This is a genomic window from Nonomuraea endophytica (assembly GCF_014203235.1).
Classification (GTDB): domain Bacteria; phylum Actinomycetota; class Actinomycetes; order Streptosporangiales; family Streptosporangiaceae; genus Nonomuraea; species Nonomuraea endophytica.
Genome location: NZ_JACHIN010000002.1, coordinates 236,756 through 259,615 on the forward strand (window position 1 = coordinate 236,756; position 22,860 = coordinate 259,615).

Annotated in this window: 23 protein-coding genes; 8 read left to right on the forward strand and 15 right to left on the reverse strand. The window is 70.5% G+C overall.

Annotated features, from left to right (window positions below; translation table 11 throughout):
• Positions 1 to 17 precede the first annotated feature (17 nt).
• The 10 genes from HNR40_RS09210 to HNR40_RS09255 form a co-directional block, all read right to left on the reverse strand.
• Positions 18 to 923: an ABC transporter permease gene (locus tag HNR40_RS09210; RefSeq protein ID WP_184959835.1), complete on the reverse strand. Its 906-nt coding sequence runs from the start codon at positions 921 to 923 to the stop codon at positions 18 to 20.
• Positions 920 to 2,515: an ABC transporter substrate-binding protein gene (locus HNR40_RS09215; RefSeq protein WP_312896255.1), complete on the reverse strand. Its 1,596-nt coding sequence runs from the start codon at positions 2,513 to 2,515 to the stop codon at positions 920 to 922. Before HNR40_RS09215 ends, HNR40_RS09210 begins: the two co-directional genes overlap by 4 nt.
• Complete coding sequence (locus HNR40_RS09220; RefSeq protein WP_184959837.1) at positions 2,512 to 3,603, reverse strand: LLM class flavin-dependent oxidoreductase; 1,092 nt, start codon at positions 3,601 to 3,603, stop codon at positions 2,512 to 2,514. The genes HNR40_RS09215 and HNR40_RS09220 overlap by 4 nt, the downstream gene beginning before the upstream one ends.
• Positions 3,600 to 4,634, reverse strand: coding sequence for an LLM class flavin-dependent oxidoreductase (locus HNR40_RS09225; RefSeq protein WP_184959839.1), 1,035 nt, complete (start codon positions 4,632 to 4,634; stop codon positions 3,600 to 3,602). Before HNR40_RS09225 ends, HNR40_RS09220 begins: the two co-directional genes overlap by 4 nt.
• Positions 4,631 to 5,776, reverse strand: coding sequence for an LLM class flavin-dependent oxidoreductase (locus HNR40_RS09230; protein ID WP_184959841.1), 1,146 nt, complete (start codon positions 5,774 to 5,776; stop codon positions 4,631 to 4,633). The genes HNR40_RS09225 and HNR40_RS09230 overlap by 4 nt, the downstream gene beginning before the upstream one ends.
• Complete coding sequence (locus HNR40_RS09235; RefSeq protein ID WP_184959843.1) at positions 5,773 to 7,092, reverse strand: NtaA/DmoA family FMN-dependent monooxygenase; 1,320 nt, start codon at positions 7,090 to 7,092, stop codon at positions 5,773 to 5,775. The genes HNR40_RS09230 and HNR40_RS09235 overlap by 4 nt, the downstream gene beginning before the upstream one ends.
• Positions 7,089 to 7,976 (reverse strand): glutathione S-transferase C-terminal domain-containing protein, encoded by an 888-nt coding sequence (locus HNR40_RS57100; RefSeq protein ID WP_184959845.1) that lies wholly within the window; start codon positions 7,974 to 7,976, stop codon positions 7,089 to 7,091. Before HNR40_RS57100 ends, HNR40_RS09235 begins: the two co-directional genes overlap by 4 nt.
• A gap of 15 nt (positions 7,977 to 7,991) precedes the next feature.
• Positions 7,992 to 8,504 carry a flavin reductase family protein gene (locus HNR40_RS09245; protein WP_184959847.1) on the reverse strand — a complete coding sequence of 171 codons (513 nt, stop codon included), beginning with the start codon at positions 8,502 to 8,504 and terminating at the stop codon, positions 7,992 to 7,994.
• A gap of 438 nt (positions 8,505 to 8,942) precedes the next feature.
• A complete protein-coding gene (locus HNR40_RS09250) occupies positions 8,943 to 9,323 on the reverse strand; it encodes an ester cyclase (protein WP_221340186.1) in 381 nt (126 codons plus the stop codon).
• A gap of 78 nt (positions 9,324 to 9,401) precedes the next feature.
• Positions 9,402 to 10,499, reverse strand: coding sequence for a GDSL-type esterase/lipase family protein (locus HNR40_RS09255; RefSeq protein WP_184959852.1), 1,098 nt, complete (start codon positions 10,497 to 10,499; stop codon positions 9,402 to 9,404).
• A gap of 175 nt (positions 10,500 to 10,674) precedes the next feature.
• Between HNR40_RS09255 and HNR40_RS09260 the strand changes: the two genes are divergently transcribed.
• Positions 10,675 to 11,118, forward strand: coding sequence for a winged helix-turn-helix transcriptional regulator (locus HNR40_RS09260; RefSeq protein ID WP_184959854.1), 444 nt, complete (start codon positions 10,675 to 10,677; stop codon positions 11,116 to 11,118).
• A gap of 178 nt (positions 11,119 to 11,296) precedes the next feature.
• Here the strand turns inward: HNR40_RS09260 and HNR40_RS09265 are convergent, their stop codons facing one another.
• Positions 11,297 to 12,223, reverse strand: coding sequence for an NmrA family NAD(P)-binding protein (locus HNR40_RS09265; protein ID WP_184959856.1), 927 nt, complete (start codon positions 12,221 to 12,223; stop codon positions 11,297 to 11,299).
• Between the two features lie 127 nt (positions 12,224 to 12,350).
• On the opposite strand from HNR40_RS09265, the gene HNR40_RS09270 reads away from it, so the two are divergent.
• The 3 genes from HNR40_RS09270 to HNR40_RS09280 are packed head-to-tail and all read left to right on the forward strand — an operon-like array spanning position 12,351 to position 16,220.
• Positions 12,351 to 12,947 carry a TetR/AcrR family transcriptional regulator gene (locus HNR40_RS09270; protein WP_184959858.1) on the forward strand — a complete coding sequence of 199 codons (597 nt, stop codon included), beginning with the start codon at positions 12,351 to 12,353 and terminating at the stop codon, positions 12,945 to 12,947.
• 10 nt (positions 12,948 to 12,957) lie between these two features.
• Positions 12,958 to 14,478 carry an ABC transporter transmembrane domain-containing protein gene (locus HNR40_RS09275; protein ID WP_221340187.1) on the forward strand — a complete coding sequence of 507 codons (1,521 nt, stop codon included), beginning with the start codon at positions 12,958 to 12,960 and terminating at the stop codon, positions 14,476 to 14,478.
• On the forward strand, positions 14,475 to 16,220 hold the full coding sequence (locus HNR40_RS09280; RefSeq protein ID WP_184959859.1) for an ABC transporter ATP-binding protein: 1,746 nt from the start codon (positions 14,475 to 14,477) through the stop codon (positions 16,218 to 16,220). Before HNR40_RS09275 ends, HNR40_RS09280 begins: the two co-directional genes overlap by 4 nt.
• On the opposite strand, the gene HNR40_RS09285 is transcribed toward HNR40_RS09280, so the two are convergent.
• The gene (locus tag HNR40_RS09285) at positions 16,204 to 17,070 is read right to left on the reverse strand and encodes a serine protein kinase RIO (RefSeq protein WP_246508782.1); all 867 of its coding nucleotides are present in this window, start codon (positions 17,068 to 17,070) and stop codon (positions 16,204 to 16,206) included. The two genes, HNR40_RS09280 and HNR40_RS09285, sit on opposite strands and share 17 nt — an antisense overlap.
• Positions 17,071 to 17,301: 231 nt before the next feature.
• On the opposite strand from HNR40_RS09285, the gene HNR40_RS09290 reads away from it, so the two are divergent.
• Together HNR40_RS09290 and HNR40_RS09295 are read left to right on the forward strand one after the other, a co-directional pair.
• Positions 17,302 to 17,661, forward strand: a complete 360-nt coding sequence (locus HNR40_RS09290) for a PadR family transcriptional regulator (RefSeq protein WP_184959861.1) — start codon at positions 17,302 to 17,304, stop codon at positions 17,659 to 17,661.
• Between the two features lie 74 nt (positions 17,662 to 17,735).
• The gene (locus tag HNR40_RS09295) at positions 17,736 to 18,611 is read left to right on the forward strand and encodes a hypothetical protein (protein WP_184959862.1); all 876 of its coding nucleotides are present in this window, start codon (positions 17,736 to 17,738) and stop codon (positions 18,609 to 18,611) included.
• A 28-nt stretch (positions 18,612 to 18,639) separates the two neighbouring features.
• Here the strand turns inward: HNR40_RS09295 and HNR40_RS09300 are convergent, their stop codons facing one another.
• The gene (locus HNR40_RS09300) at positions 18,640 to 18,984 is read right to left on the reverse strand and encodes a hypothetical protein (RefSeq protein WP_184959863.1); all 345 of its coding nucleotides are present in this window, start codon (positions 18,982 to 18,984) and stop codon (positions 18,640 to 18,642) included.
• A gap of 173 nt (positions 18,985 to 19,157) precedes the next feature.
• On the opposite strand from HNR40_RS09300, the gene HNR40_RS09305 reads away from it, so the two are divergent.
• Positions 19,158 to 19,931 (forward strand): hypothetical protein, encoded by a 774-nt coding sequence (locus HNR40_RS09305; RefSeq protein WP_184959864.1) that lies wholly within the window; start codon positions 19,158 to 19,160, stop codon positions 19,929 to 19,931.
• A 350-nt stretch (positions 19,932 to 20,281) separates the two neighbouring features.
• Here the strand turns inward: HNR40_RS09305 and HNR40_RS09310 are convergent, their stop codons facing one another.
• Positions 20,282 to 21,037 (reverse strand): SDR family NAD(P)-dependent oxidoreductase, encoded by a 756-nt coding sequence (locus tag HNR40_RS09310; RefSeq protein WP_184959865.1) that lies wholly within the window; start codon positions 21,035 to 21,037, stop codon positions 20,282 to 20,284.
• Between the two features lie 91 nt (positions 21,038 to 21,128).
• Here HNR40_RS09310 and HNR40_RS09315 point away from each other — a divergent pair, with 91 nt between their 5' ends.
• Positions 21,129 to 21,995: a LysR family transcriptional regulator gene (locus tag HNR40_RS09315; RefSeq protein WP_184959866.1), complete on the forward strand. Its 867-nt coding sequence runs from the start codon at positions 21,129 to 21,131 to the stop codon at positions 21,993 to 21,995.
• Here HNR40_RS09315 and HNR40_RS57105 read toward each other — a convergent pair.
• A complete protein-coding gene (locus tag HNR40_RS57105; RefSeq protein ID WP_184959867.1) occupies positions 21,970 to 22,860 on the reverse strand; it encodes a nitroreductase/quinone reductase family protein in 891 nt (296 codons plus the stop codon). The two genes, HNR40_RS09315 and HNR40_RS57105, sit on opposite strands and share 26 nt — an antisense overlap.

A 22,860-nucleotide genomic window follows, 5' to 3' on the forward strand; every position in this document is an offset into this window, starting at 1 on the left:
GCGAGCTTGGGCACGCGTCAGCCCCGGATCCGGGGGTCGATGACGCGGTAGGCCAGGTCGAGCAGCGTGCTGATGGTGACGTACGCGACGGCCGACAGCAGCACGACGGCCATCACGACCGGCATGTCGCGGCCGGTCACCGCCTGCATCGCCACCTGGCCGAGCCCCGGCCGCCCGAACAGCACCTCGGTGATCACCGCGCCGCCCAGCAGCGTCCCGGTGAACCACCCGGCCAGCGTCAGGGCGGGGATCAGCGCGTGCCGCAGGGCGTGCCGGGCGACCAGCGCGCGTTCGGTGAGCCCGCGCGCCCTGGCCGTCACCGCGAACGGCTGCTCCAGCGCCCGCTCCAGCCCGCCACGCAACACCTGCCCGAGCACGCCCGCGACGGGCAGTCCGAGCGCGAGCGCGGGCAGCACCAGCGCCCGCGGCCCCTGCGCCCCCGAGACGGGGAACCAGCCGAGCGTGAACGAGAACACCGACAGCAGCACGATCCCGATGAGGAACGGCGGCACCGACACCGACACCAGTTCGGCGGCCGAGGTGACGCCGCGCAGCCACCGCCCCCTGCCCGCGGTGACGATCGCGATGATCCCGGCCAGCGCCACCCCGGTCCCGGCGGCGGCCAGCGTGAGCTGCACGGTCGGCCCGATCTGGGTGGCGAGGATCTCGCCGACCCCGCGCTGCAACTGATAGGAGCGGCCGAGGTCGCCGTGCAGCAGCCGCCACAGGTAGGACAGGTACTGCACGAACTCGGGCCGGTCGAGCCCCCACTCGGTGATGATCTTCGTTCTGATCTCCGGCGTGTCGGGACCGTCGCCGACGAGGATGTCGATGGTGTCGCCGGGAGCGAGCAGGAGCGCGACGTACGAGGCGGTGGCGGCGGCCCAGAGCACCGCCAGCGCGGTGCCCAGTCGCTTGATCATGTGCCGATCCGGACGTCGTACGCGCTCGCCGGGGTGCCGGACGCGGGGTCGAAGCCGAGCCCCTGCACACTCTTCTGCGCGGCGATCTGGTCGGCGGGGACGTAGAGCGGGAACACGATGGCGTTGTCCACCACGGCCGCCCGCTGGACCCGGGCGTAGAGCTTCTCGCGTTCGGCCTGGTCGTGGGTGGCTGAGGCGGCCGCGAGCCAGGAGTCCACCTTGGGGTCGGCGAAGCGGGTGCGGTTGATCGCGGCCTTCTCCGGCAGGATGAGGTTGAGCGCGGCGCCCGCGTCGGAGTCGCCGCGGGAGTTGCCGAACAGCTCGTACTCGTTCTCGTCCAGGGCCTTCTGCGCGCTGCCCTGGTCCACGATCTTGACCTGGAGGTCGATGCCCGCGTTCTGCTTGACCTGGGCCTGGACGGCCTGGGCGAGGATGTCGCGGCGGTCGCGGACGAACGGCGCCGAGGCGACCTCGCGCACCGTGAGCCGCTTGCCGGCCTTGACCCGGTAGCCCTCGGCGTCGCGCTGCTTCCACCCGGCCGCGTCGAGCAGGGCGTTGGCCTTGGCGACGTCGCCGCCGTACCCGTTTTCGAGGGTGGCGTCGTAGAAGGGGCTCTTCGCGCCGACGATGCTCCACGCCCTGGTGGCGGTGCCCTGGTAGACGGACTTCAGCACGGCGTCCACGTTCACGGCCTCGCGGAACGCCTCGCGTACGCGCTGGTCGTCGAAGGGGGCGTGCTCGGTGTTGAAGTAGTAGGAGTAGGCGGTGCCGGAGTTCAGTGACGTCTGCAGGGCCAGGTTCGGGTCCTTCTTGATCAGGGCCACGTCCGTGGCGGGCACACCCTCGATGACCTGCACCTGGCCGGAGCTGAGCGCGCCGATGCGGACGGCGGCCTCGGGCAGGAACCGGTAGGTGATCTCGGAGAGGTGGGCCGGGCCCCGGTGGGCCGCGCCGGCGGGCGGCCAGTTGTAGGCGGGGTTGCGCCGGTAGTGGATCTCCTGTCCCTGGACGTACCTGTCGAGGATGAACGGCCCGGTGCCGGCCAGGTCGAGGCCGCCGAACCGGAGGTCCTTGGCGCTCTTGAGCGCCTTCGGCGAGACCTGCCCCGCGTAGGGCGAGGCGAGGAAGTCCAGGAACAGCGCGTCGGCCTCTTTGAGGGTGATCTTCACCTGGTACGGCGCCGCGACCTCCGCCCGGTCGAAGGCCTTGAGCTGGATCGCGGCCACCGCCGGGTTGTAGCCGGGCACGAGGAACTGGTCGAGGTTGGCCTTGACGGCGGCGGCGTCGAACTTCGTGCCGTCGTGGAACGTGACGTCGTCGCGCAGGTCGAGCGTGTAGGTCAGCTTGTCGTCCGAGACCTTCCACGAGGTGGCCAGCCACGGCCGGAAGGAGCCGTCCTCGGCCTTGGACAACAGCGCGTCGAACTGGTTGAACACCAGCAGCCTGACCTTGTTCTGCGCCCACAACTGCGGGTTCAGGGTGATCGGCTGCGTCTCGATCGCCCAGGTCAGCGTGGTGGCCGGGGCGGAATCCGCAGGCTGCGCGCCGCACGCGGCGACGGCCAGCAGAAGGACGGGGATCAGGCGCTTCACGGGCGGTTCCAGGCGTCGGCGAGCAGCTCGTAGGAGAGCGCCCGGTCTTCGTGGCGGTGGGTGATGGTGGTGATGAGCAGTTCGTCGGCCCCGGTCACCCGGCGCAGCACGCGCAGCCCCTCCGCCACCTGTTCCGGCGGGCCGACGAACCGCGTGTCGACGCGGTCCTTGACCAGTTCCCGGTCGGCGTCCGTCCAGATGTGCGCGTCGGCTTCCTCGGGAGTGGGGTACGGCATCGCGCCCGCCCCGGTCCTGATGCTGCGGACCCACAGGTCGTACCCCTTGGCCACCTCGCGGGCCGTGGGCTCGTCGGCGGCGGCGAGCACGTCCGCCGAGACGATCACGTACGGCTCGGCCAGCACGTCCGACGGTTTGAAGGCGGCCCGATACGCGTCGACCGCTTCCAGCACGCCGGACGGGCTGACGTGGTAGTTCGCGGCGAACGGCAAGCCCCGTTCACCCGCGACCTGGGCGCTCTGCCCGCCGCTGCTGCCGAGGATCCACACCTCCACGCCGGCGCCCTCACCGGGGACGGCGTGCGCCTCGTGGGTGCCGTTGAGGAAGGCGAGCACGTCGTCGATCTGCTCGGCGAAGTCGGGCGTCTGGGCGCCCGGCTGCTGAAGCAGGGTCGCGTAGTGGACGAGATGGGGGTGCTTGGCCAGCCGCGAGAAGTCGAACGGCGGCGGGATGAGCAGCCCGTCCACGACCCGGGCGTCCTTCGGCTCGAAGGCCGGCGCCTTGGCCAGCTCGGCGCGGCGCTGCCCCGAGCGGCCTATCCCCAGGTCGACGCGGCCCGGATACAGGGCGTCGATGAGCCCGAACTGCTCGACCACGGACAGCGGTGTCTGATGCCCGAGCTGCACGGCGCCCGATCCGACCCGGATCGTGGAGGTGGCCGCCGCCACCAGGGCGATCAGCACGGCCGGGGCGGAGCTGGCGACGCCGGGCGCGAAGTGGTGCTCGGCGAGCCAGTAGCGGCGGTAGCCGAGCCGCTCGGCCCGCCGGGCGAGGTCGATGGTGTCGCGGAGCGCCTCGGCGGCGGTCTGCCCCGAGCTGATCGGGGCGAGGTCGAGAATGGACAGGGTCACGACACGCCTCCGGGGAACGGCCGGCTGGGAATCTCCGCGCGCAGCACGGGCGCGATCTCGGTCTGGAACAACTCCAGCGCCTCGCGGTGCTGCCCCGGTGTGAGCCCGTCGGCGTCGGCGTGCAGGTGCATGACCTCGTGCCCGAACCGTTTCCGGTAGCGCAGCACCTTGTCGATGACCTGCTGCGGGCTGCCGACCAGGATCGAGCTGCGCTCGATGGCGTCCTCCAGGGTCGGGAAGACGATGGGCAGCCCGGCCTCGCGCTGGAATGCCACCCGGGCGTCATAGATCGGGCGGTACGTCGCTATCGCCTCCTGCGAGGTGGAGGCCGCGTAGAAGCCCGCGCTTCCGGCTCCGACCAGCGCGTCGGCGGGATCGTGCCCGTAGTGCGCCCAGCGCTCCCGGTAGTAGTCGATCAGTTCGGCGTAGGGGTCGATGGGATTGGTGACGTTGGCGGAGAACAACGGGTCGCCGTAGCGGGCCGCCAGATCCACCGACTCCTTGCTGGTGGCGCTGCCGTGCCAGACCCGGATCGGCTGCTGCAACGGCCTCGGCCAGGTCTGGGCCTCGGTGAGCGACGGCCGGAACGTGCCCTGCCAGGTGACCTTGTCCTCGCGCCACAGGCGGCGGAACAGCTCGTACGCCTCCCTGTTGCGCTCCCACTGGTCCTTGGCGGTGACGTGGAAGAGCCTGGCCTGCGCGGAGCCGTTCCCCTTGCCGATGATCAGCTCCAGCCGGCCTTCCGACAGGTGATCGAGCGTGGCGTAGTCCTCGTACGCGCGGACCGGGTCCAGCAGGCTCAGCGTCGTGACCGCCGTGAACAGCCGGATCCTGGACGTCCTGGCCGCGATGTGGCTGAGCACCACCGGCGGCGAGGAGGAGAGGAACGGATACTCGTGCCGTTCCCCCACCCCGAACCCGTCGAAGCCCAGCTCCTCCCCCAGCACCGCGTTCTCGACGACCTCGCGGAACCGCTCGGTGGGCGACCGATCGTCGTTGTGCACGATCAACGTGATGAGCAGAAATTTCATGTCACCTCCGCATAGCGGCTGAGCGGGCGCGGCAGGCCGAGCAGCCCGCGCAACGTGGCGGCCTCGTACGCGTGCCGGAACGCCCCGCGCCCGCGCAACTCCGCCGTCAGCTCGCGGGCGATCTGTTCCAGGTCGTACGGCAGCGCGCCGGGCCGTAGCCGGAATCCCTGGATCCCGGCCCGCCGCCACTCCAGCAGCAGGTCGGCGAGCTGGGTCACGGTCCCGGCGAAGATCGCGGCATCGGAGACGAGCTCGGCCCCGTCCAGTTCGTCCAGGCGCGCCTTGCGCCGGGCCGCGTCATCGCCGAGGAACACGACCAGGTCGGCGAAGATCTTCAGCTCGCCGGACAGCCCGCCGACCTCCTCGACGACGGCGCGGGCGTGCTCGGCGGAGTGCGGGGTGACGTAGACGACGTCGGCGCCGGCCGCGGCGAACTCGTACGGCAGCCGCGAGTGGGCCAGCGCGGTCACCACCGGCTGCCCCTGCGGCGGCCTGGGCGTGATGGACGGTCCCTTGACCGAGAAGTAGCGCCCGGCGAAGTCGACGTAGTGGAGCTTGACCCGGTCGATGAAGCGGCCGGTGGCCACGTCGCGGATCTCGGCGTCGTCCTCCCAGCTGTCCCAGAGCCGCCTGGCCACCTCGACCGCGTCCGTGGCCTCGGCGAACAGCTCGCGTACGTGCGGATCAGCCTCGTGACCCAGTGGCTTCAGCGGCGGGACCTCCTTGCGGCCGAAGTGCCGCGCCTCCGAGGCGCGCGGCGAGATCTGCGCCCGCCACCCCGCCCGGCCGCCGCTGACGTGGTCGAGCGTGGCGATGCCGATGGCCACGTGGAACGGCTCGGTGTGGGTGACGGTCGCGGTCGGCACCAGCCCGATCCGGCTGGTGACCGGCGCCAGCCGGGCCGCGAGCAGCACGGCGTCGAACCGCCCCCGCACCTGATCAGTGCGGTCGTCGTCGCCGTCGAGAAGGGTGGACTGCAGTCCCAGGGCGTCCTCGATGGTCACGAAGTCGAGCAGCCCGCGCTCGGCCTCGGCCACCAGCCGCGCCCAGTGGCGGGCGGAGAAGACGTCCGGCGGCGACTCGCGCCAGGCGGCCGGATGCCATCCCGCGCCGTCCAGCGCCACGGCCAGGTGCAGTGTCATGTCAGCCCCAGGTGTTCTCGCAGGGTGGCGCCGGTGTAGTCGGCGCGGAACGCACCGCGCTCCTGCAGCAGCGGCACCACCCGGTCCACGAACTCGTCCAGCCCGCCGGGCGTCAGGTGCGGCACGAGGATGAACCCGTCGGCGGCCTTCGCCTGCACGTGCTCGTCGATCCGCCGCGCGACGCTCTCCGGGGTGCCGATGAACGTCTGCCGCCCGGTCACCTCGATGACCAGCTCGCGGATCGACAGCCCCTTCTCCTCGGCCAGCGCCCGCCACTTGGCGGCCACGGAGGCCCGGTCCTTGAGCGGCACCCGGCCCTGGGAGACGCCTTCGGACAGGTCCGGCTCGATCTCCGGTAGCGGGCCTTCCGGATCGTAGGCGGACATGTCACGACCCCAGACCTGTTCCAGGAACGCCGTCGCGGTCTGCGGCCCGACCTGCTGGCGGCGGATCGTGGCCGCGTTCTCGGCCGCCTCCGCCTCGGTGTCGCCCAGCGCGAACGTCACGCCTGGCATGATCTTGAGCTGGTGGGGCTGCCGGCCGTACCTGGTCAGGCGGCGTTTGACGTCGGCGTAGAAACGTTTGCCGTCCTCCAGGCCGCCGTGCGGCGTGAAGATCACGTCGGCGTGCGCGGCGGCGAACTCGCGGCCCTCGTCCGAGTCGCCCGCCTGGATGATGACCGGGCGTCCCTGCGGGCTGCGGGGCGAGGTGAACCGGCCCTCGACGGAGAAGTGGTCGCCGTGGTGCTCGACCGTCCTGATGCCGCCTTCCCGGATGAACCGGCCTGTGGCCGATTCCGCCACGACCGCGTCCGGCCGCCAGGAGTCCCACAGCTCGCGTGACAGCCGCAGGAACTCGGCGGCCCGCTCGTAGCGCTGGGAACGGTCGAGGTAGCCGCCCCTTCGGAAGTTCTCGCCGGTGAACGCGTCGGAGGTGGTCACCACGTTCCACGCGGCCCGGCCCTCGCTCAGGTGGTCGAGCGTGGACAGGCGCCTGGCCAGCTCGTACGGCTCGTTGAAGGTGGCGTTCACGGTCCCGGCCAGGCCGAGCCGGTCCGTGACGGCCGCCAGGGCGCTGAGCACGGTGAGCGCCTCCGGGCGGCCCACCACGTCGAGGTCGTGGATGCGTCCCTTGAGCTCGCGCAGCCGTAGCCCTTCCGCGAGGAAGAAGAAGTCGAGCTTGCCGCGCTCGGCCGTCCGGGCCAGGTGGACGAAGGAGGCGAAGTCGATCTGGCTGCCGGAGCGGGGGTCGGCCCAGACGGTGGTGTTGTTCACGCCGGGGAAGTGGGCCGCCAGATGGACCTGGGTGCGCGTCATCGACCACGCCCGTGCGGGGCGTCCCAGGCGGCGGGCAGGTTTTCGGTGGTCTCCCGGAAGGCGGTCCGCTGGTAGAGGTCGCGGGCGTAGGGCCACAGGTGCTCGAAGTCGCCCAGTTCCCACCGGCCGGTGTCGAACCTGGCCAGCGTCACCCACAGCCGCACGTCCGCCTCGGTGATCGTGTCACCGGTCAGGAAACGCCGCTCGGCCAGGCGCTCGTCCAGACGTTCCAGCGCCGAGACGACCGTGTGGCGCTCCCGCTCGCGATCGTCCTCGGTGGCGGCGCCGGCCACGCGGGAGACGCCGGTGTTGACGTCGCGGTAGATCCACGCGTTCAGCTCGTCGATCTCCGGGCGCAGGGCCGGCGGGTAGAGGTCGATCGAGGTGTCGGCCCATTGCTCGAACTGGGTGGCCAGGTCGATCGTGATGTCGGGGAAGTGGTTGCTGACGACGGCGCCGGTCCGCCGGTCCCAGAGCACGGGGACCGAGATGTGTCCGGCGTACCCCTTCTCGGTCGCGTCGTAGGCCTGCTCCAGCAGGGTGAACCCGTTGACCGGGTCGGCTCCCCTGCGCTCCCTGAACGCCCAGCCCCGGCCGTCGCGCTCGTCGTCCACGTAGGACAGGGAGACGACGTCCTCCAGGCCCTTGAGCTTGCGGACGATGGCGGCCCGGTGGGCGTAGGGGCAGACCCAGGCGACATAGAGGTGGTAGCGGCCGGGCCCGGCGCGGAATCCGCTGGAGCCGTCGGCGGTGATCCGGCCCTGGAAGGGATAGACGGGGCGGTTCCAGTCCGGCGAGAGGTGCGCGCGGCCGGGCCCGTAGTGGCCGTGGGCGACGTGGTCGACGGGGCTCGCGTAGGCCCGCGTCTGCGTGGGTGTGGACACAAGCTGCTCCGGGGTTCAGGAGTCGGGGTGGGCCAGGAAGCGGCCGAAGCGGCCCTGGTGGTAGAGGAGCGGGCGGCCGGGGTGCCGCACGTCGGTCTCGGCGACCAGCCCGACCACCAGGACGTGGTCGCCGACGTCGGCCCTCTCGTAGGGCAGGCAGATCAGATGCGCGGAGACGTCCTGCAGGAGCGGCGCGCCCAGCGGCCCGGACCGCCAGCGGGTGGGCGCGGCGAACCGGTCGACGTTCTTGCGGGCGAAGCGGGCTGCCAGCTCGGCCTGGTCGCTGGCCAGGATGTTGACCGCGAAGTGGTCGGCGGCGCCCAGTTGGGGCCAGGTGGTGGAGGAACGGTCCACGTAGAAGGAGACCAGGGGTGGATCGAGGCTGACGGCGGAGAACGACGTGGCGGTGAGGCCGACGGGCCGGCCGTCACGCTGGGCGGTGATGACCACGACGCCGCTGGCGTGCACGGCAAGCGCCTGCCTGAACTGGTCGGCGGCGATGGAACGGTCGGGCAGCGTGTCGGTCATGCGGACGAGCTCGTTCTGTCGGGGTGACCGAATGTGGGGGTTGGCTTGATCACGAGAGTTCCTCACGGGAGTGGGCATGCTCGCGCCGGCGACTGTTCGGGGCGCGCGAAATCGTCGGTGAGGCCAGTGAGGGTGGGATTCGGCGGCTACAGGTTCATGATCAGCAACACTGCGCGCTGGCGACGTGGCCGTGATCCACGTGGGAGCGCCTGGTCAGCAGGAAACCCTTGCTCATACAACGAAGCTAGGCCGAGACTGGTCAAAAGTCAACATTACCTACTCGTTTAGAGGGTTATTATCCGTGGCCGGAACCCTGCCACCATCGCTGACCTGGCGCTTCGCTGCCGATCGCCCTCAGGATGCCCGGCCGGACAGCGTGAAAGAGCCGGGCGACCAGTTTCGCCCGGCTCTTTCCAAGCCTTGTTCGGTCTCCAGAACTTAACCGGCGGCAGGCGAGATCTGCTGAATCAGGCCGAGCATGTCCGGAGCCACCCACTCCTCAGCGATCTTGTCTCCCTTCATGCGATAGACCTCGACGCTCCGGAAGCTGACGCGCCTGCCGGTGGCCTCGAACTGCTGGAACGCCCCCGTGTGCGTGCCATGAAGGGAAAGCAGCACCGTCACCTTGTCGCCCACGCCGAACATGTCCTGAACCTCGATCTTCAGGTCGGGAAAGGCGCCCTTCATCTCCTCCCCACCCGCACGCCAGATCTCCCGCCCGCGCAGCGGCTCGAGGCTTCCGGGCACGTTCGCGATGAAGTCCTCCGTCAGCAACTCCTCGGCCGCGTCCAGATCGCCGTCAAGGTCAAACCCCTCCAAACGGCAGCCCGGCAACCCCCAAGCCCGCAACTAGTCGCCACGCAGCCGGCGTCCGGGTTCGTCACAAGGGCGTGCTTGCTAGAGGGTGCCGAGGGTGACGGCGTTGGCCATGGCTTGGGCGCCCTTGTCGTTGAGGTGCATGCCGTCGCCGCTGTCCAGGTCGGGGTGGATGTAGTCGGGGGCTTCGGGGTTCGCGACCGCTTGGGCCACGTCGAAGACCGCGTCGAAGGTGTCGGTGGTACGGATCCAGGCGTTCACTTCGCGTCGGGTGGCGAGGCCATCGGGGGTGCTGATCCCCGGGTAGATGGCGCCCGCGTAGGGGCCGATGGTGGCGGCGAGGATCTTCAGGTCGGCCTTGTGCGCGCGGTGCGCCAGGGTCTTGAAGCCTTCGATGAGGGCGTCGGCGGTGACGGGTGGTTCTCCCGTCATGCCGGGAAGGCCGAGGTCGTTGATGCCGAAATGCACCAGGACGTGGGTCAGGCCGGGAATGGAGAGAACGTCGCGGTCGAAGCGCGCCAGTCCGTGTTCGCCGATCTCGTCGCGCAGGAGGCGGTTGCCGGCGATGCCCTGGTTGACGACCCATCCCCGCTTGAGGCGCCGGTTGAGGAAGTCCACGGAGCGGTTGTTCGCGCTGATCGTGGAGCCGACGCCTTCGAACCAGGAGTCGCCGAACGCCACGGCGATCGCGGTGTCGTCCGGCGCGAGCACGTCGACGCCCGAGACGTAGAATCTGCCTTCTACCTGCTCGGCATCGGGGAGCGAGAGAGCCGTGACGTGGTTGCCGCCGATGATGTGAGCGGTCTCCGCGGGTTTGTGGGAGTAGGTGGCCAGGCCTGTTTCCTCAGGGAGATGGAGACTGAGGAGCAGGTCGGCGCCGGGGGCGACGGGCAGGTCGATCGCGTCGCTGGTGATCTCCTCTCCCGGCGCAATGGTGATCCTCTCGGCGCCGTCGAAGGTGAGAGCGGCCTGGCCGTACTCGGTGACCGCGCTCGTCGCGGCGATGGTCAAGGGGGTACGGCCGTAGCGGTTTGTCAGACCCACCCGAATGCGTTCTCCACCGCCGGCCATGTGGAGCACCTGGCGCACCGTCTGGTCGGCGAAGCCGCGCGGTTCGGTGAGCTGGACCCGCTCGTACGGACTGATCACCGCGCTACGGAAGCCGGCTATCCAGATCATGCTGAATCCATTCTTCGCTGTGCGGACGTGATGGCGAATTCGACGTCCAGGACCAGGGCGAGGCTCGTGGCTTGTCTTCGGCAGTTGCCTTGCACCACTATGGGTGGGCAACTCTCCGAGGGGAAGTGCGCACTTCGAAGTGCGTAACTCACCCACTGGCAGGAAAGAGCGGTCAATGCCATCGAGTACGGCGGCGCAGAAGCGGGCACAGGCGAAGGGCGACTACGACGCGTTCCTGGCGATGTGTCCAAGCCGCCAGTTGCTCGACCGGATCTCCGACAAGTGGGTCGCGCTCATCATGGCCGCACTCGGGAGCGACGGCCCCCAGCAACCCGGCCACGACAGCACCGGCGAGTCGCGGTCGATGCGCTACTCCGAGCTGTCCCGCAGGCTGGCCGGGGTCAGCCAGAAGATGCTCACCCAGACGCTGCGCTCCCTTGAGCGCGACGGGCTGGTCACCCGCACGGTGACGCCGACGGTGCCGATCACGGTCACGTACGAACTGACCGAACTCGGCCTCTCGCTCCACCACCTGATGCGCGGCGTCAAGGCATGGGCCGAGGCGCACATGGACACGGTTCTCGCCAACCGCGAGCATTACGACACCCGCAGCGCCTGAATCAGCACAGCAGAACTCCGGCCTATCGGCGAGGGTCACCGCCATACGCCGCAGACCGACCGTAGATGAGCCTGTCCCCGGCCGATCCCGGTCACCTCGTCCGAGTTCGGCAAGGGCGAGCTGACCGGACGGCAGCTGCCGCAGCGCGGGGACGGGTCCAGGTCCGGGCCACACGACGTCAGACGAGCGTGGGATCGAGGTGCCGGCCTGCCCACTCCTCGAAGGTGGTGAGCGGGAGACCCAGGTCCTCGGCGTATCGCGGGCGCGCAGGCTGCCCGGCCACGTTCATCCACTCGTGCGCGATGCCCATAGCCGGCATTCCGGCGGCGAGCGCCTGCTCCTCGGTCATGTCCGGCGCGACCAGGCGCGTGTCCAACACGCGGGAGAGCACCTCGGCGATCACCGTCATGGTCAGGTAGTCGCTCGCCAACTCCAGCTCCAGCCCGTCGAACCGCTCGGGCTCGGCGATGGCCGCGGCGGCCGCGGCGCCGATGTCGTCCACAGCCACCAGGGACAGCCGGGTCCCGGGCTTGACGACGCTCACCAGGCCGCCCTCCAGGCCGCGCGGGAACAGGAACGCCATGGCGGGCTGGAAGTTCTCCATGAAGAAGGACGGCTTGAGGATCGTCCAGTGGGGGAAGCCGGCCGCGCGTACCCGGTCCTGGATCGTGCTCTTGGCCCCCAGGCTGTCGTCCAGTGAGCCCCAGCGGCCGGGGATCCAGCCGGGAGTATCGGTGTGCTGGCCGGCGCCGCTGGTGGACGTGTGCACGAACTGCGGCACGCCGGCGGCCTTCGCGCCCTCGATGAGGTTGACGGCCTGGGCCACCTCTCCGTCGAAGTCGAAGCCTTCGCCGGTCATGGGGGCCATCTGCACGGAGAAGACGGCGCGTGCGCCCTCGGCGGCCCGGATCACCGAGTCGCGGTCGCCCAGGTCGCCGGTGACGAGTTCGGCGCCGAGCGCCTCGACGGCCTTGGCCCGGGTGGTGGCCGGGTCGCGCACGAGGGCGCGGACCGGAACGCCGGCGGCGCGGAGGGCACGGGCGGTGGCCCCGCCCTGCCTGCCGGTGGCGCCGGTGACCAGGACGGGCGCGGAATCGGTGGACATGGCTCTCCCTCAGACTCGTAAACGGCGGGGCCCGCCGTTTTCCTCTGCGGTACGATATGGCGGGGCACGCCACTTAGCAAGCCGAAGTGGCGGCACCCGCCACTTAGCCGAACTTGGAGACGACGCCATGCCCGACCGCCAGCGCGCGGACGCCCAGCGCAACTACGCGCGCATCCTCACCGTGGCCGAGCAAGAGGTCGCCACGCACGGCGCCGGCGCCTCCCTGGAACAGATCGCCCGCGTCGCGGGGGTGGGCTCGGCGACCGTACGGCGCCACTTCCCCACCCGCCGGGCCCTGCTGACGGCCGTCTCCCACCAGCGGATCGAGGCCCTGGCCGAACGCGCCCACGAGCTGGCCGGCAAGGACGACAGCCGCGCCGCGCTCCTGGAATGGCTCGGCGACGTCGTCGCCTACTGCGTCGCGGCCCGGGGACTGGCGGCGGCACTGGCCTACGACGAGGCGGGACTCGACAACAGTTGCTCGGCGATGCTGGAAGAGGCCGGAAACCCGCTGCTGCGCCGCGCCGCGCGGGACGGCGCGGTGGCGGAGGGCATCACCGTCGCCGACCTGATCGCCCTGATCGTCGGCATCGTCCTCGCCACAGAGCACCACCCCGACCCCGTCACCCGCGCGAGCCGGCTTTTCGCGCTGGCCGTGGTGGGTCTCAGCCCAGAGAACGAATACCCCCAGGGCGGACAAAGAGGCACCAAAGCCGTGCTCTAGCGTCTTCACCATGAAGGCGGCCCGGTATCTGTGCTGGCTGGCCTGGGCACAGAAGGGCCGGGTCGCGCTGGGCGCGATGCTGGGAACCCTGTGGATGGTGGGCCTGACGCTCCCGCCGTACCTGCTGTCCAGGGTGATCGACGACGGTCTGGCGCCCGGCTGGGTGCTGGCGCTGCTCGGCGCGGGGCTGGTCAACGCCTGGCTGGCGATGTTGCGGCACCGCACGATGACCAAGATCCGGATGGACGCCAACTTCCGCACGGTGCGCGCCCTGATCGAGCAGATCAACAACCTGGGCGCCGACCTGCCCAAGCGCACGTCGGCGGGGGACGTGGTGACGATCGGCATCGGCGACGTCATCGCCATCGCCGCCTCGCTGACCGTGACCGGCCCCGGTGTGGGCGCGGTGGTCAGCTACGGCGTGGTGGCGGTGCTGTTGCTGCAGGTCTCCGTGCTGCTGGCCGTGGTGGTGCTGCTGGGCGTGCCGCTGCTGGCGATCGTGCTCGGCCCGCTGCTCGGGCGGCTGATGAAGGTCCAGTACGGCTACCGCGAGAACCAGGGCAGGCTGACCACCCGCCTGGTGGACCTGATCGAGGGATTGCGGGTCCTCAACGCCTTCGGCGGCAAGGCTGCCTACGCCGAGCGGTACCGCGCCGACTCGGCGAGCCTGCGCGAGCAGGGTTACCGGGTGGCGTCGCTGACGAGCTGGATCGGCGCGCTGGGCACCGGTTTGCCCGCTCTGTTCCTGGCCGCCGTCACCTGGCTGGGCGCCCGGCTGGCAGCCGAGGGGACGATCACGGTGGGCGAACTGGTCGGTGTATACGGATATATCGCCATGCTGGTGGTTCCCGTCTCCTTCTTCATCGAGGGCAGCTTCCAGATCAGCCACGGCCTGGTCGCCGCCCGCCAGGTCACCCGTTTCCTCGCGCTGCGCGCCCCGGACCGGCCCCCGCCCGCCGGGCCCGAGGTCGCGCCGGGCAGCCTGGTGGGGCTGGTCAGCGCCCGGCCCGAGGAGAGCGTGGCCATGCTCGAAGGGATGGGCGGGTTCGACGGCACCTCACTGATCGCCGACCACGACGCCGCCCTGTTCGCGGGCACGCTGCGCGAGGTACTCCAGGGCCGGGGCGAGGCGGACGACGAGGCCGTCCACCGGGCCGTGCACGTCGCCGCGGCCCAGGACGTGGTCGCGGGGCTGCGCCACGGGCTCGACTCGACGATCGAACCCGGCGGCCGCAACCTGTCGGGCGGCCAGCGTCAGCGCGTACGCCTGGCCCGGGCGCTGCTGGCCGAACCCGAGGTGCTGCTGGCCGTGGAGCCCACCTCCGCGCTGGACGCCCACACCGAGTCCCTGCTCGCCGGGCGGCTCCGCAAGGCACGCGCCGGCCGTACCACATTCGTCGCGACCACCTCGCCGCTGCTGCTCGCCCAGGCCGACCAGGTGCTGTTCATCGAGGACGGGCAGGTCGCCGCCACCGGCACCCACCACGAGCTGATGGACTCCACCCCCGCCTACCGATCGGTGCTCGGATGAACCGCGACCTGCCCGTCGCCGACCGCCGGCAGGTACGCCGGGCCGCCCTGCGCCTGGTCAGGCGTGACATCCCGGGCTTCACCACGACGCTGCTGCTCAACAGCCTCGCGGCGGCGGCGGCGCTGGTCAGCCCGTGGCTGCTGGGCCGCATCATCGACGCGATCAGCGCCGGGCGCACGGTCGACCTGCTCGCCGCGATCGCCGTGGGCGCGGCGCTGGCCCAGCTGGTTCTGTCCAGGTACGCCGAGAAGGTCGGCACCCGCTTCAGCGAGCGGGTCCAGGAGCACATCCGCGGCGAACTCCTGGATCGTGTGCTGGCCCTGCCCGCCGCCACGGTCGAGCACCTCCGCACCGGCGACCTGACCGCCCGGGGAACCACCGACGTGGCCCTGGTCGGCCGCACCCTGCGCGACGCCGCCCCCGCGATCCTCGTCTCCTCGTTGCAAGCGCTCTTCCTGATCGTCGCCGTCTTCCTCGTCGACCCGGTCCTCGGCGCCTGCGGCCTGCTCGCGCTGGCCGGCATCGGGGCCGCCTCCCGCTGGTACCTTCGCCGGGCCCGGCCCGCGTACCTGGAGGAAGGCGCCGCCCGCTCGGAGCTGGCCGAGCACCTGGCCGCCAACGCGGCGGGAGCCCGTACCATCGAGGCCCTGGGCCTGCGGGACAAGCGCACGCGCGCGGCCGAGCGAGTGATCGAGCGCGGCCGCACCGCCCAGCTGCGGACCCTCTTCCTGCGCAGCGTGCTCTGGCCGTCGGTGGAGGTCTCCTCGATCCTGCCGCCCGTGCTGGTGCTGCTGCTCGGCGGCGTGCTCCTGGACCGTGGCCAGGTCACACTGGGCGCGGTCGTCACCTGCGTGCTGTACCTGCGCCAGCTCGGCCAGCCGATCGAGACGATCCTGATCTGGCTGGAGCAGTTGCAGAGCAGCGGCGCCTCCTTCGCCAGGATCGAGGGCCTCGCGACGCCGGCGCGCGAGGAGGTCGCCGCCGCGCCGCCGCAGGGCGACCGCATCGAGGCGCGCGCCGTGCACTTCGCCTACGAGGCCGGCGACGACGTGCTGAAGGGCGTCGATCTCGCGGTACGGCCCGGCGAGCGCCTGGCCGTCGTGGGACCCTCCGGAGCCGGCAAGTCCACCCTCGGCAAGCTGCTGGCCGGCATCGACCGCCCCCGCCTGGGCCTGGTCACCGTCGGCTCGGTGCCGGTCGCCGACCTCTCCCCCGCCCAGCTCCGCGAGCACGTCGTCCTGGTCACCCAGGAGCAGCACCTGTTCCTCGGCACCGTCCGCGACAACCTGCTGCTGGCCGACCCGGCGGCCGACGACGACCGCCTGTACAAGGCGCTCGCGGCGGTCGGCGCCGACTGGGTCGCCTCGCTCGACGACGAGCTGGGGTCCCAGTCGTCCGGTGAAGCCCTCGGCCCGGACCGGGTCCAGCAGCTCGCCCTGGCCAGGGTCGTCCTGGCCGATCCGCACACGGTCGTCCTCGACGAGGCCACCGCCATGCTCGACCCCCGCACCGCCAGGCGCGCCGAACGTTCGCTCGCCGCCGTCCTGGAGGGGCGTACCGTCATCGCGATCGCCCACCGCCTGCACACGGCCCGCGACGCCGACCGCGTGGTGGTCATGGACGACGGCCGGGTGGTGGAGGTCGGCCCCCACGACGAGCTGGTCGCCGCGGGCGGGGTCTACGAGACGCTGTGGAGTTCGTGGTACGGCTCGCGCGCTCCCGAGGTCAGAACACCATCGTGAGCAGGTCGGCGAACAGCTCCTGCTCGTCGACCTCAAGCCCGCGGTTCGTGAACCACGCGGCCATGTTGTGGCAGTCGCGCATCAGGAAGTCCATGCCCCTCGGGTTGCCGACGACGTCGACCACCTGAGGCAGGTCGATCATCACGATCCGCTCGCCCTGCGCCAGAACGTTGAACGGCGAGAGGTCGCCGTGCGCGAGCCCCGCGCGGGCCAGTTCGCGCATGCCGTCACGGAGCTGCTCGAAGTAAACGCCAAGCAGCTCCTTCGACGGCCGGACCTGGGCGAGCCGGGGCGCGGCGCCGCCCTCGCCGTCGTCGATGAACTCCATCAGCAGCTCGGTGCCCTCCACCTGCACCGGATACGGCACCGGGACCCCGGCCGTCCACAGCAGGTTGAGGGCATCCCATTCGGCGTACGCCCACTGACCGGCCGCGACACCGCGACCGTGCGTGGTCTTCTTCGCCATCGCCCGGCTGTCGCGGCTGTTGCGGGTACGGCGGCCCTCGACGTACGCCGCGCTGCGGTTGAAGGTCCGGTGTTCCTCGGTCCGGTACCGCTTCGCGGCCAGCAGCGAGGACTTCGCCGGGTTGTCGCCAATGGCCTCGACGGCCCGTTCGAGCAGGAAGACGTCGGCTTCCTTGCCGGTCTTGAGAATGCCGAGCTCGGTGTCGATCGCCGCCTGTTCCGTCACGACCCACGAGGGGCGTGGTTCCGGGCCGCGAGAGCCGCGTTCGACATCCAGCCAGGTGGACCACCGCTGATTCGGGCCCAGCTTCTCGTCGACCGCGTGGAAGGTGAAGACGAAGGCGTCGGCGTTGGAGTGGTCAGAGAGTTCGTACTCGGAAGACAACGGGTGTGCTCCTGAACAGAGAGGTGGGACTGATGCGGACATGCCGCAGCACGGTGATGGCCATCCGTCAGCCCTCCTTAGTCCAGGCAGCGCTCGCCGCCGCTCGATCAACCCAGCCTGCCCACCCGATCCGAACCCCGCAACGCATTTTCCGGGACCGCGCGGCTCCCCCTGAGGCGCATTGCTATAAGTTGTCGTTCTGTATATATAGATCACATGAGTATGCGATCGATGCAGGAGCCAACGTTCCTGATCTTGACCGCCCTGGCCGCCAGACCGCAGCACGGCTACGGCATCATCGCCGATGTCGCGGAGATCTCCAGCGGGAAGGTTCGGCTACGCGCCGGCACCCTATACGCCGCGCTCGACCGCCTCTCGGGCGAGGGGCTCATCGAGACCGAGCGGGAGGAAATCGTCGATGGGCGGGCGCGACGCTATTACCGCCTGACCGCCAACGGCGCCACCCGCCTGTCCGCCGAAGCACAGCGGCTGCGCAACCACGCCGAGACCGCCTTCGCCCGGCTGAGCATTCCCCCCGGCACGGCCTTCAGCCCGTTCCCCCTCCCACTGTCGCCCCGGGAGGCCTGGTGACCTCCTTGGAGCAGCGTTACCGCAGTCTGCTGAGGTGGTATCCACGATGGCACCGCCGGCTCCATGGACAGGAGATGCTCGCGGTTCTTCTCCAAACCGCGGCACCCGGCCAGCGGCGCCCCGGCTTGTCCGATGCCCTGGATCTCATTCGCGGCGGCCTGCTCGTTCGGGTCAACCACACGGTAGGGGCGCCGTCCGCACCACACTGGCGGCGAGCCGTCAATCTGGCGGCCCTGCTTGGGCCATTGGCGCTCTTCACTCTGGGAATGGCCGACACGGCGGGCTTCGCCGTCCGGTGGCTGCACGACGCCCGCTCCGGCATGCATTTCCTGAATTCCCCGGGCCGCCTCGTCATGCAGTTACTCGCGTTCGCGTTGCCGTACCTGCTGATCGGGGTGCTCGCCTGGCGCGGACGGCGGAAGCTCGCGGCGGGTTGTGCCTGGGCATGGGTGTTCGTGCACGCCTACCTGGTCACGGCTGTCCCACCTGACCTGGACCTGGCTCCCCATCACGTCACTCTGGGTGCCGGAATGGCCTACCTCGGCGGCCTCGCCAGCATCGAGTCTGCCAACATTATCGTCGCCGTTCTGGTGACCTTCGCCGCCGATCCCAAGGCCGCTTCTCTAACGTTCGGCAAGGCGCTGACCTGGATGACCGCCGGATTCGCCACGCTGTTCGCAGGTGAATTCCTGGTGCTCGTCATATCCGGCGTCGGTGGGCCGGTGGCCTACGTCCTCCTTCTCCTCGCCGTTTCGCTGCCGGTCGCTACGGTGGCCATGAACTCGGCCACCGGGCGCCGGGTGGCGTTCATCTTGCTCTTGCTGCTTGTGCTGGTCTTCCCTGGCAACCTCGTGCGCCCAGCAATGGCTCTCACCGCAATGGCACTGGCGATCATCACGAGTCTCGCCATACGGGTATGTGCCCAGGAACGGAGGCCCGGATCGTCGTAGCCATCCGGATGAACGCGATATGGGGCGTTCAAGGGGTGCGGCGGAGGGCGGCGGTGAGTCCTGCGATCACGGCCGTGGTCAGTACCCATCCGGCCGTGATGAATCCCCAGAACCAGTAGAGCGCCGGGGTGGCCGGACGGGGACGGAAGGCTTTCTCCTGCCCGAGGTCCACCAGGGGCGGCATGAGCACGTCGAGGCTGTAGGCGAGCCGGTGGTACTGCACGGCGGGCGTGCCGGAGACCGGGATGAGCTGCGCGCCCGGGAAGACGAACTGGCCCAGGACGAGGAAGGCGAGGATCCACAGGGCCGCCAGCCAGGTGCGGTAGCCGTAGCCGACAAGCATGAGCAGGAGCCAGCTCGCGAGCCTGGCCACGGGTTGAGTACCCGGCTCCGCGCCCAATGCTTGGCGATCATGACGCGTCTGGCGGCTTCCTCGCGGTCCGTCCGGTGGTAGGCGGCGGCGAGCTGGTCGTAGATGCCGGGGGTGCAGCCCGCCTCATTGGTTCGCAGCCACCGCAGGGCCGCCCGGACAGGGACGTCGTTGTCTTGGCCGTCGAGGAGGGTGTCGTAGACGAAGCCACGCAGGAGAGCGGTGGGGGGCCAGGTGGCCTCGGAGTAGGTGAAGGTGCCTGTCCGCGCACGGGTGAGGTTGATCTTGCCCGCGGGGAATCGGGCCAGTTTCACCGTCAGCTGTCCGGTCTGCACCGCACCGAGATCGAGGGCGTTCCTGTTCTCCTCTCCGGTGACAGTTGCCCTCGAGCCGAAGGCGAGATGGCCGGCGATGCGCGCGGCGTTCAGCCGCACCCGCCCCACGGCCTTGAACTCTTCGCCGCACTGCATGTCCTCTCCGACGATCAGCCCCCACCCGCTGATCGCCCTGCCGCCCTCGTTCACGAGGACGGCGCCGTTGAGGCCGAGACGCCCACCGATCTCGGCATGCACGAGCCTGATTCCGCCCTCGGCGCGGAAGCCGTTGCCGCACGCCATCCCTCCGGTGACCCTCAGGTCCTTGGCGTTCAGCGCGAACACGTCGTGAACCGCGGCCGGCGCGACATCGCCCCGGTCCAGGACGGCTCCCGAGAGGTCGAGGTTGCCGCTGATGTGCGCCCCGGCGAGGAGTACTCCACCGCTGTGCGCGGTGAAGTCGGTGAGCTTGAGATCGCCGGTGAGCCGCAGGCGTCCGGCGATCAGCTTGGGCACGTGGCAGCCGGGCAGGTGGATCGAGCGCGCCGTGGCCTCGGTGAGGTTGACCGGTTGCGCGAAATGGCAGCGGTCCAGGAACAACGGGCAGGTGAGCTCGGCCGCCTCCAGATCGAGTAGGCCGGCGATGCGGGCGCCCCGCAGCTTGATCCAGAGCGCTCGTTTCGGACGTCGCCTGAGCGGCTGCGATCCCGGCAGCGCCTGCCCCGTGAGGAGTGCCGCAAGAACCTGAGCGCGGATGGTCCGCTGCGCTGCCCAGGCGCCTCCCCTCGCCGGATCGTCCTGGCCCGGTTTGGACAGATCCAGCAGTGCCTTGGTCGAAGCGCAGTCAACGAGGCGTCGTTCGGGGTGAGTCAGGCGCATCGGTCCTCGCCTCCAACCGGTGGGTCGAGACGTGGAGTTATCGGGAGAAGCAGAGCACGTGTTAGCACAGGCCGTCGCGGGCTCCTTCCCGCCGGCGGGGCTGGGCGCTAGACGGGGATGGCGTCGCTCTTTGGGCCCAGGAAGTAGCCGCCGCTGACGTCGAGGACGTGGCCGGTGATCCAGCGGGAATCCTCGCGGGCGAGCAACGCGACCGCGTCGGCGATGTCGGCGGGCTGGCCGATGCGCCCCTGGGCGGTGAAGGCGGCGACGAGCTCGGCGGCTTCGGGGGCGTGTGGGATCCAGGCGTTCATGTCGGTCTCGGTGACGCCCGGTGAGACGGTGTTGATGGTGATTCCGCGCTCGCCCAGCTGCGGCGCGAGGCTGAATCCGAGCGTGTCGAGCGCTCCCTTGGTCATCGCGTAGACGATGTCGGGCAGCGCGATCCGCACGACCGCGGAGGAGATGTTGATGATCCGGCCGCCGTCGTTGAGCAGCGGCAGCGCGTGTTCGATGATGAAGTACGGCGCGCGCACGTTGACGGCGAACACCCGGTCGAAGTCGGCCACGTCCACCTGGCCGAACCGGCCGCCGAGGATGGCGGCGTTGTTGACCAGAATGTCGAGCCGGGTCTCGCCGAGTCCGTCGAACAACGCGTCCACGCCGTCCTCGAAGGCGGCCTGGACCGTGCGGGCCTGACCTCCCGCTCGCTCGATCCCGGCCACGACCTCCTTGGCCAGTGCCTCGTTCCCGGCATAGTGCACGATCACCTGGGCGCCGTCGGCGGCGAGCCGTTCGGCGATGGCGCGGCCGATGCCGCGTGAGGCTCCGGTGACCAGCGCCGTCTTGCCCGACAAATCCGTCATCTCAGATACTCCTCAGCTCGGTGGTGGATGACGTTCATCGTCGGACGTACGGCGCAGCAGCGTCCAAGACCGACTGTTATAGCTTTTTGCTATGGACACCCATATTCGGGATCTTCGCTACTTCGTCGCGGTCGCCGAGGAGCTGTCCTTCACCCGGGCGGCCGACGAGCGGCTGTACATCTCCCAGCCGTCGCTGAGCAGGCAGATCCGGCAGCTGGAGAGCTCGTTACGCACCCGGCTCTTCGACCGCGACCGGCGTACCGTCGCACTCACCCCCGCAGGAGCCGAGCTGCTCCCCCGCGCCCGGCAGATCATCGAGCAGTGGGAGCAGGCCGAGCGGGCCGTCGCCGACGTCAGCCGCGGCTCGCTGACCGTCGGCTTCCAGACGAGGATCGCGCGTGGGATCATCGCCGCGGCCGCCGAGCGGCTACCCGGCCACAACCTGCGCTTCCGGCAGATCTCCTGGGGCGACCCGTCGGTCGGGCTGGCCGGGCGCCAGGTGGACGTGGCCATCGCCTGGCTGCCCGTTCCGTCCGGGATCACGTGGGAGGTGGTCAGCACCGAGGACCGCTGGGTGGCCCTGCCCTCGCGGCACCGGCTGGCGGGGCGGGCCGCGGTGACGCTCGCCGAACTGGCCGACGAACCGTTCGTCGCGCTGCCCGCCTCGGCCGGGCCCATGCGCGCGTTCTGGCTGGCCGCCGCCGAACGCGACCGGCCCCCGGTGGTGGCGGTCGAGGTGGAGACCGCCGAGGAGGCGATCGAGGCCGTCGCCGCCGGACACGCGGTCGTGCTCGTCTCCGCGGTCAACGCCGAGCTCTACCGGCACGACGACGTGGTCTGCGTGCCGGTCACCGGGCTGGAGCCGGCCCGGCTGGCGGTCGCCTGGCGGACCGACGACCACCGCCCGGCCATCCGCGCCATCGCCCGTACGCTCATGACCTGCCTGTGCCCGACCTGACCGGTTCGAGGACGAAGACCGGGATCTGACGGTCGGTCTTGCGCTGATACTCGGCATAGTCCGGGTACGCGGCCACGGCCCGGCCCCACCAGAGTGCCTTCTCCTCCCCGAACACCTCGCGTGCCCGGTACTCCCCGGTCACCGCGCCGTCCTGAAGCTCGATGTCCGGCTCGGCGACCACGCTGGAGTACCACTGCGGGTTCTTCGGCGCGCCGCCCAGGGACGCGACAGCCGCGTACTGGCCTCCATGCTCGACCCGCATCAGCGGTGTTTTGCGAATCTTGCCGGTCTTGGCGCCCCGGTAGGTCACCAACACGGTGGGCAGGCCACTGATCGTGACGCCGTCGGTCGTGCCGGTGCGCATGATCTGCTCGACATGCTCGCGTACCCACGCCGACCCGCTCGGCTCGTAGTCACCCTGCCGTTGGCGGGCGCGCCTGGTGTCCACGTTGGCGGTCAAGGTGTTGAGGACGCCCGGCAGCGCCGCCACCGTCTCGGCGGGCAGGCCGAGCACGGTCTCGTCAGCCAGGTCGCACCACAGTCGCTTGACCTCCTCGACCAGAGCCTTGCCGCTGTCGGTGAGCTCGACGACGCTGGCGCGCTTGTCGGTGGGAGCGGGCGCGCGGCGGATGTGACCGGCCGCTTCGAGCTTGCGGCTCATGAGCGTGACGCTGGGCGGCTCGCAGCCGAGCGCCTCGCTGAGCTGGGCCTGGATCATCGGGCCGGTACGGTCCAGCTCCAGCAGGAGCGCCTCCTGCCCCGGATGCAGGCCGAGCGGATCCAGAAGCGCCGCGGCCCTGGCCCGGTGGCGCAGGCTCAGCAGGCGGATGGCCTGGTTGAGCGCGTCGGCTTGCTCGAAGTCCAT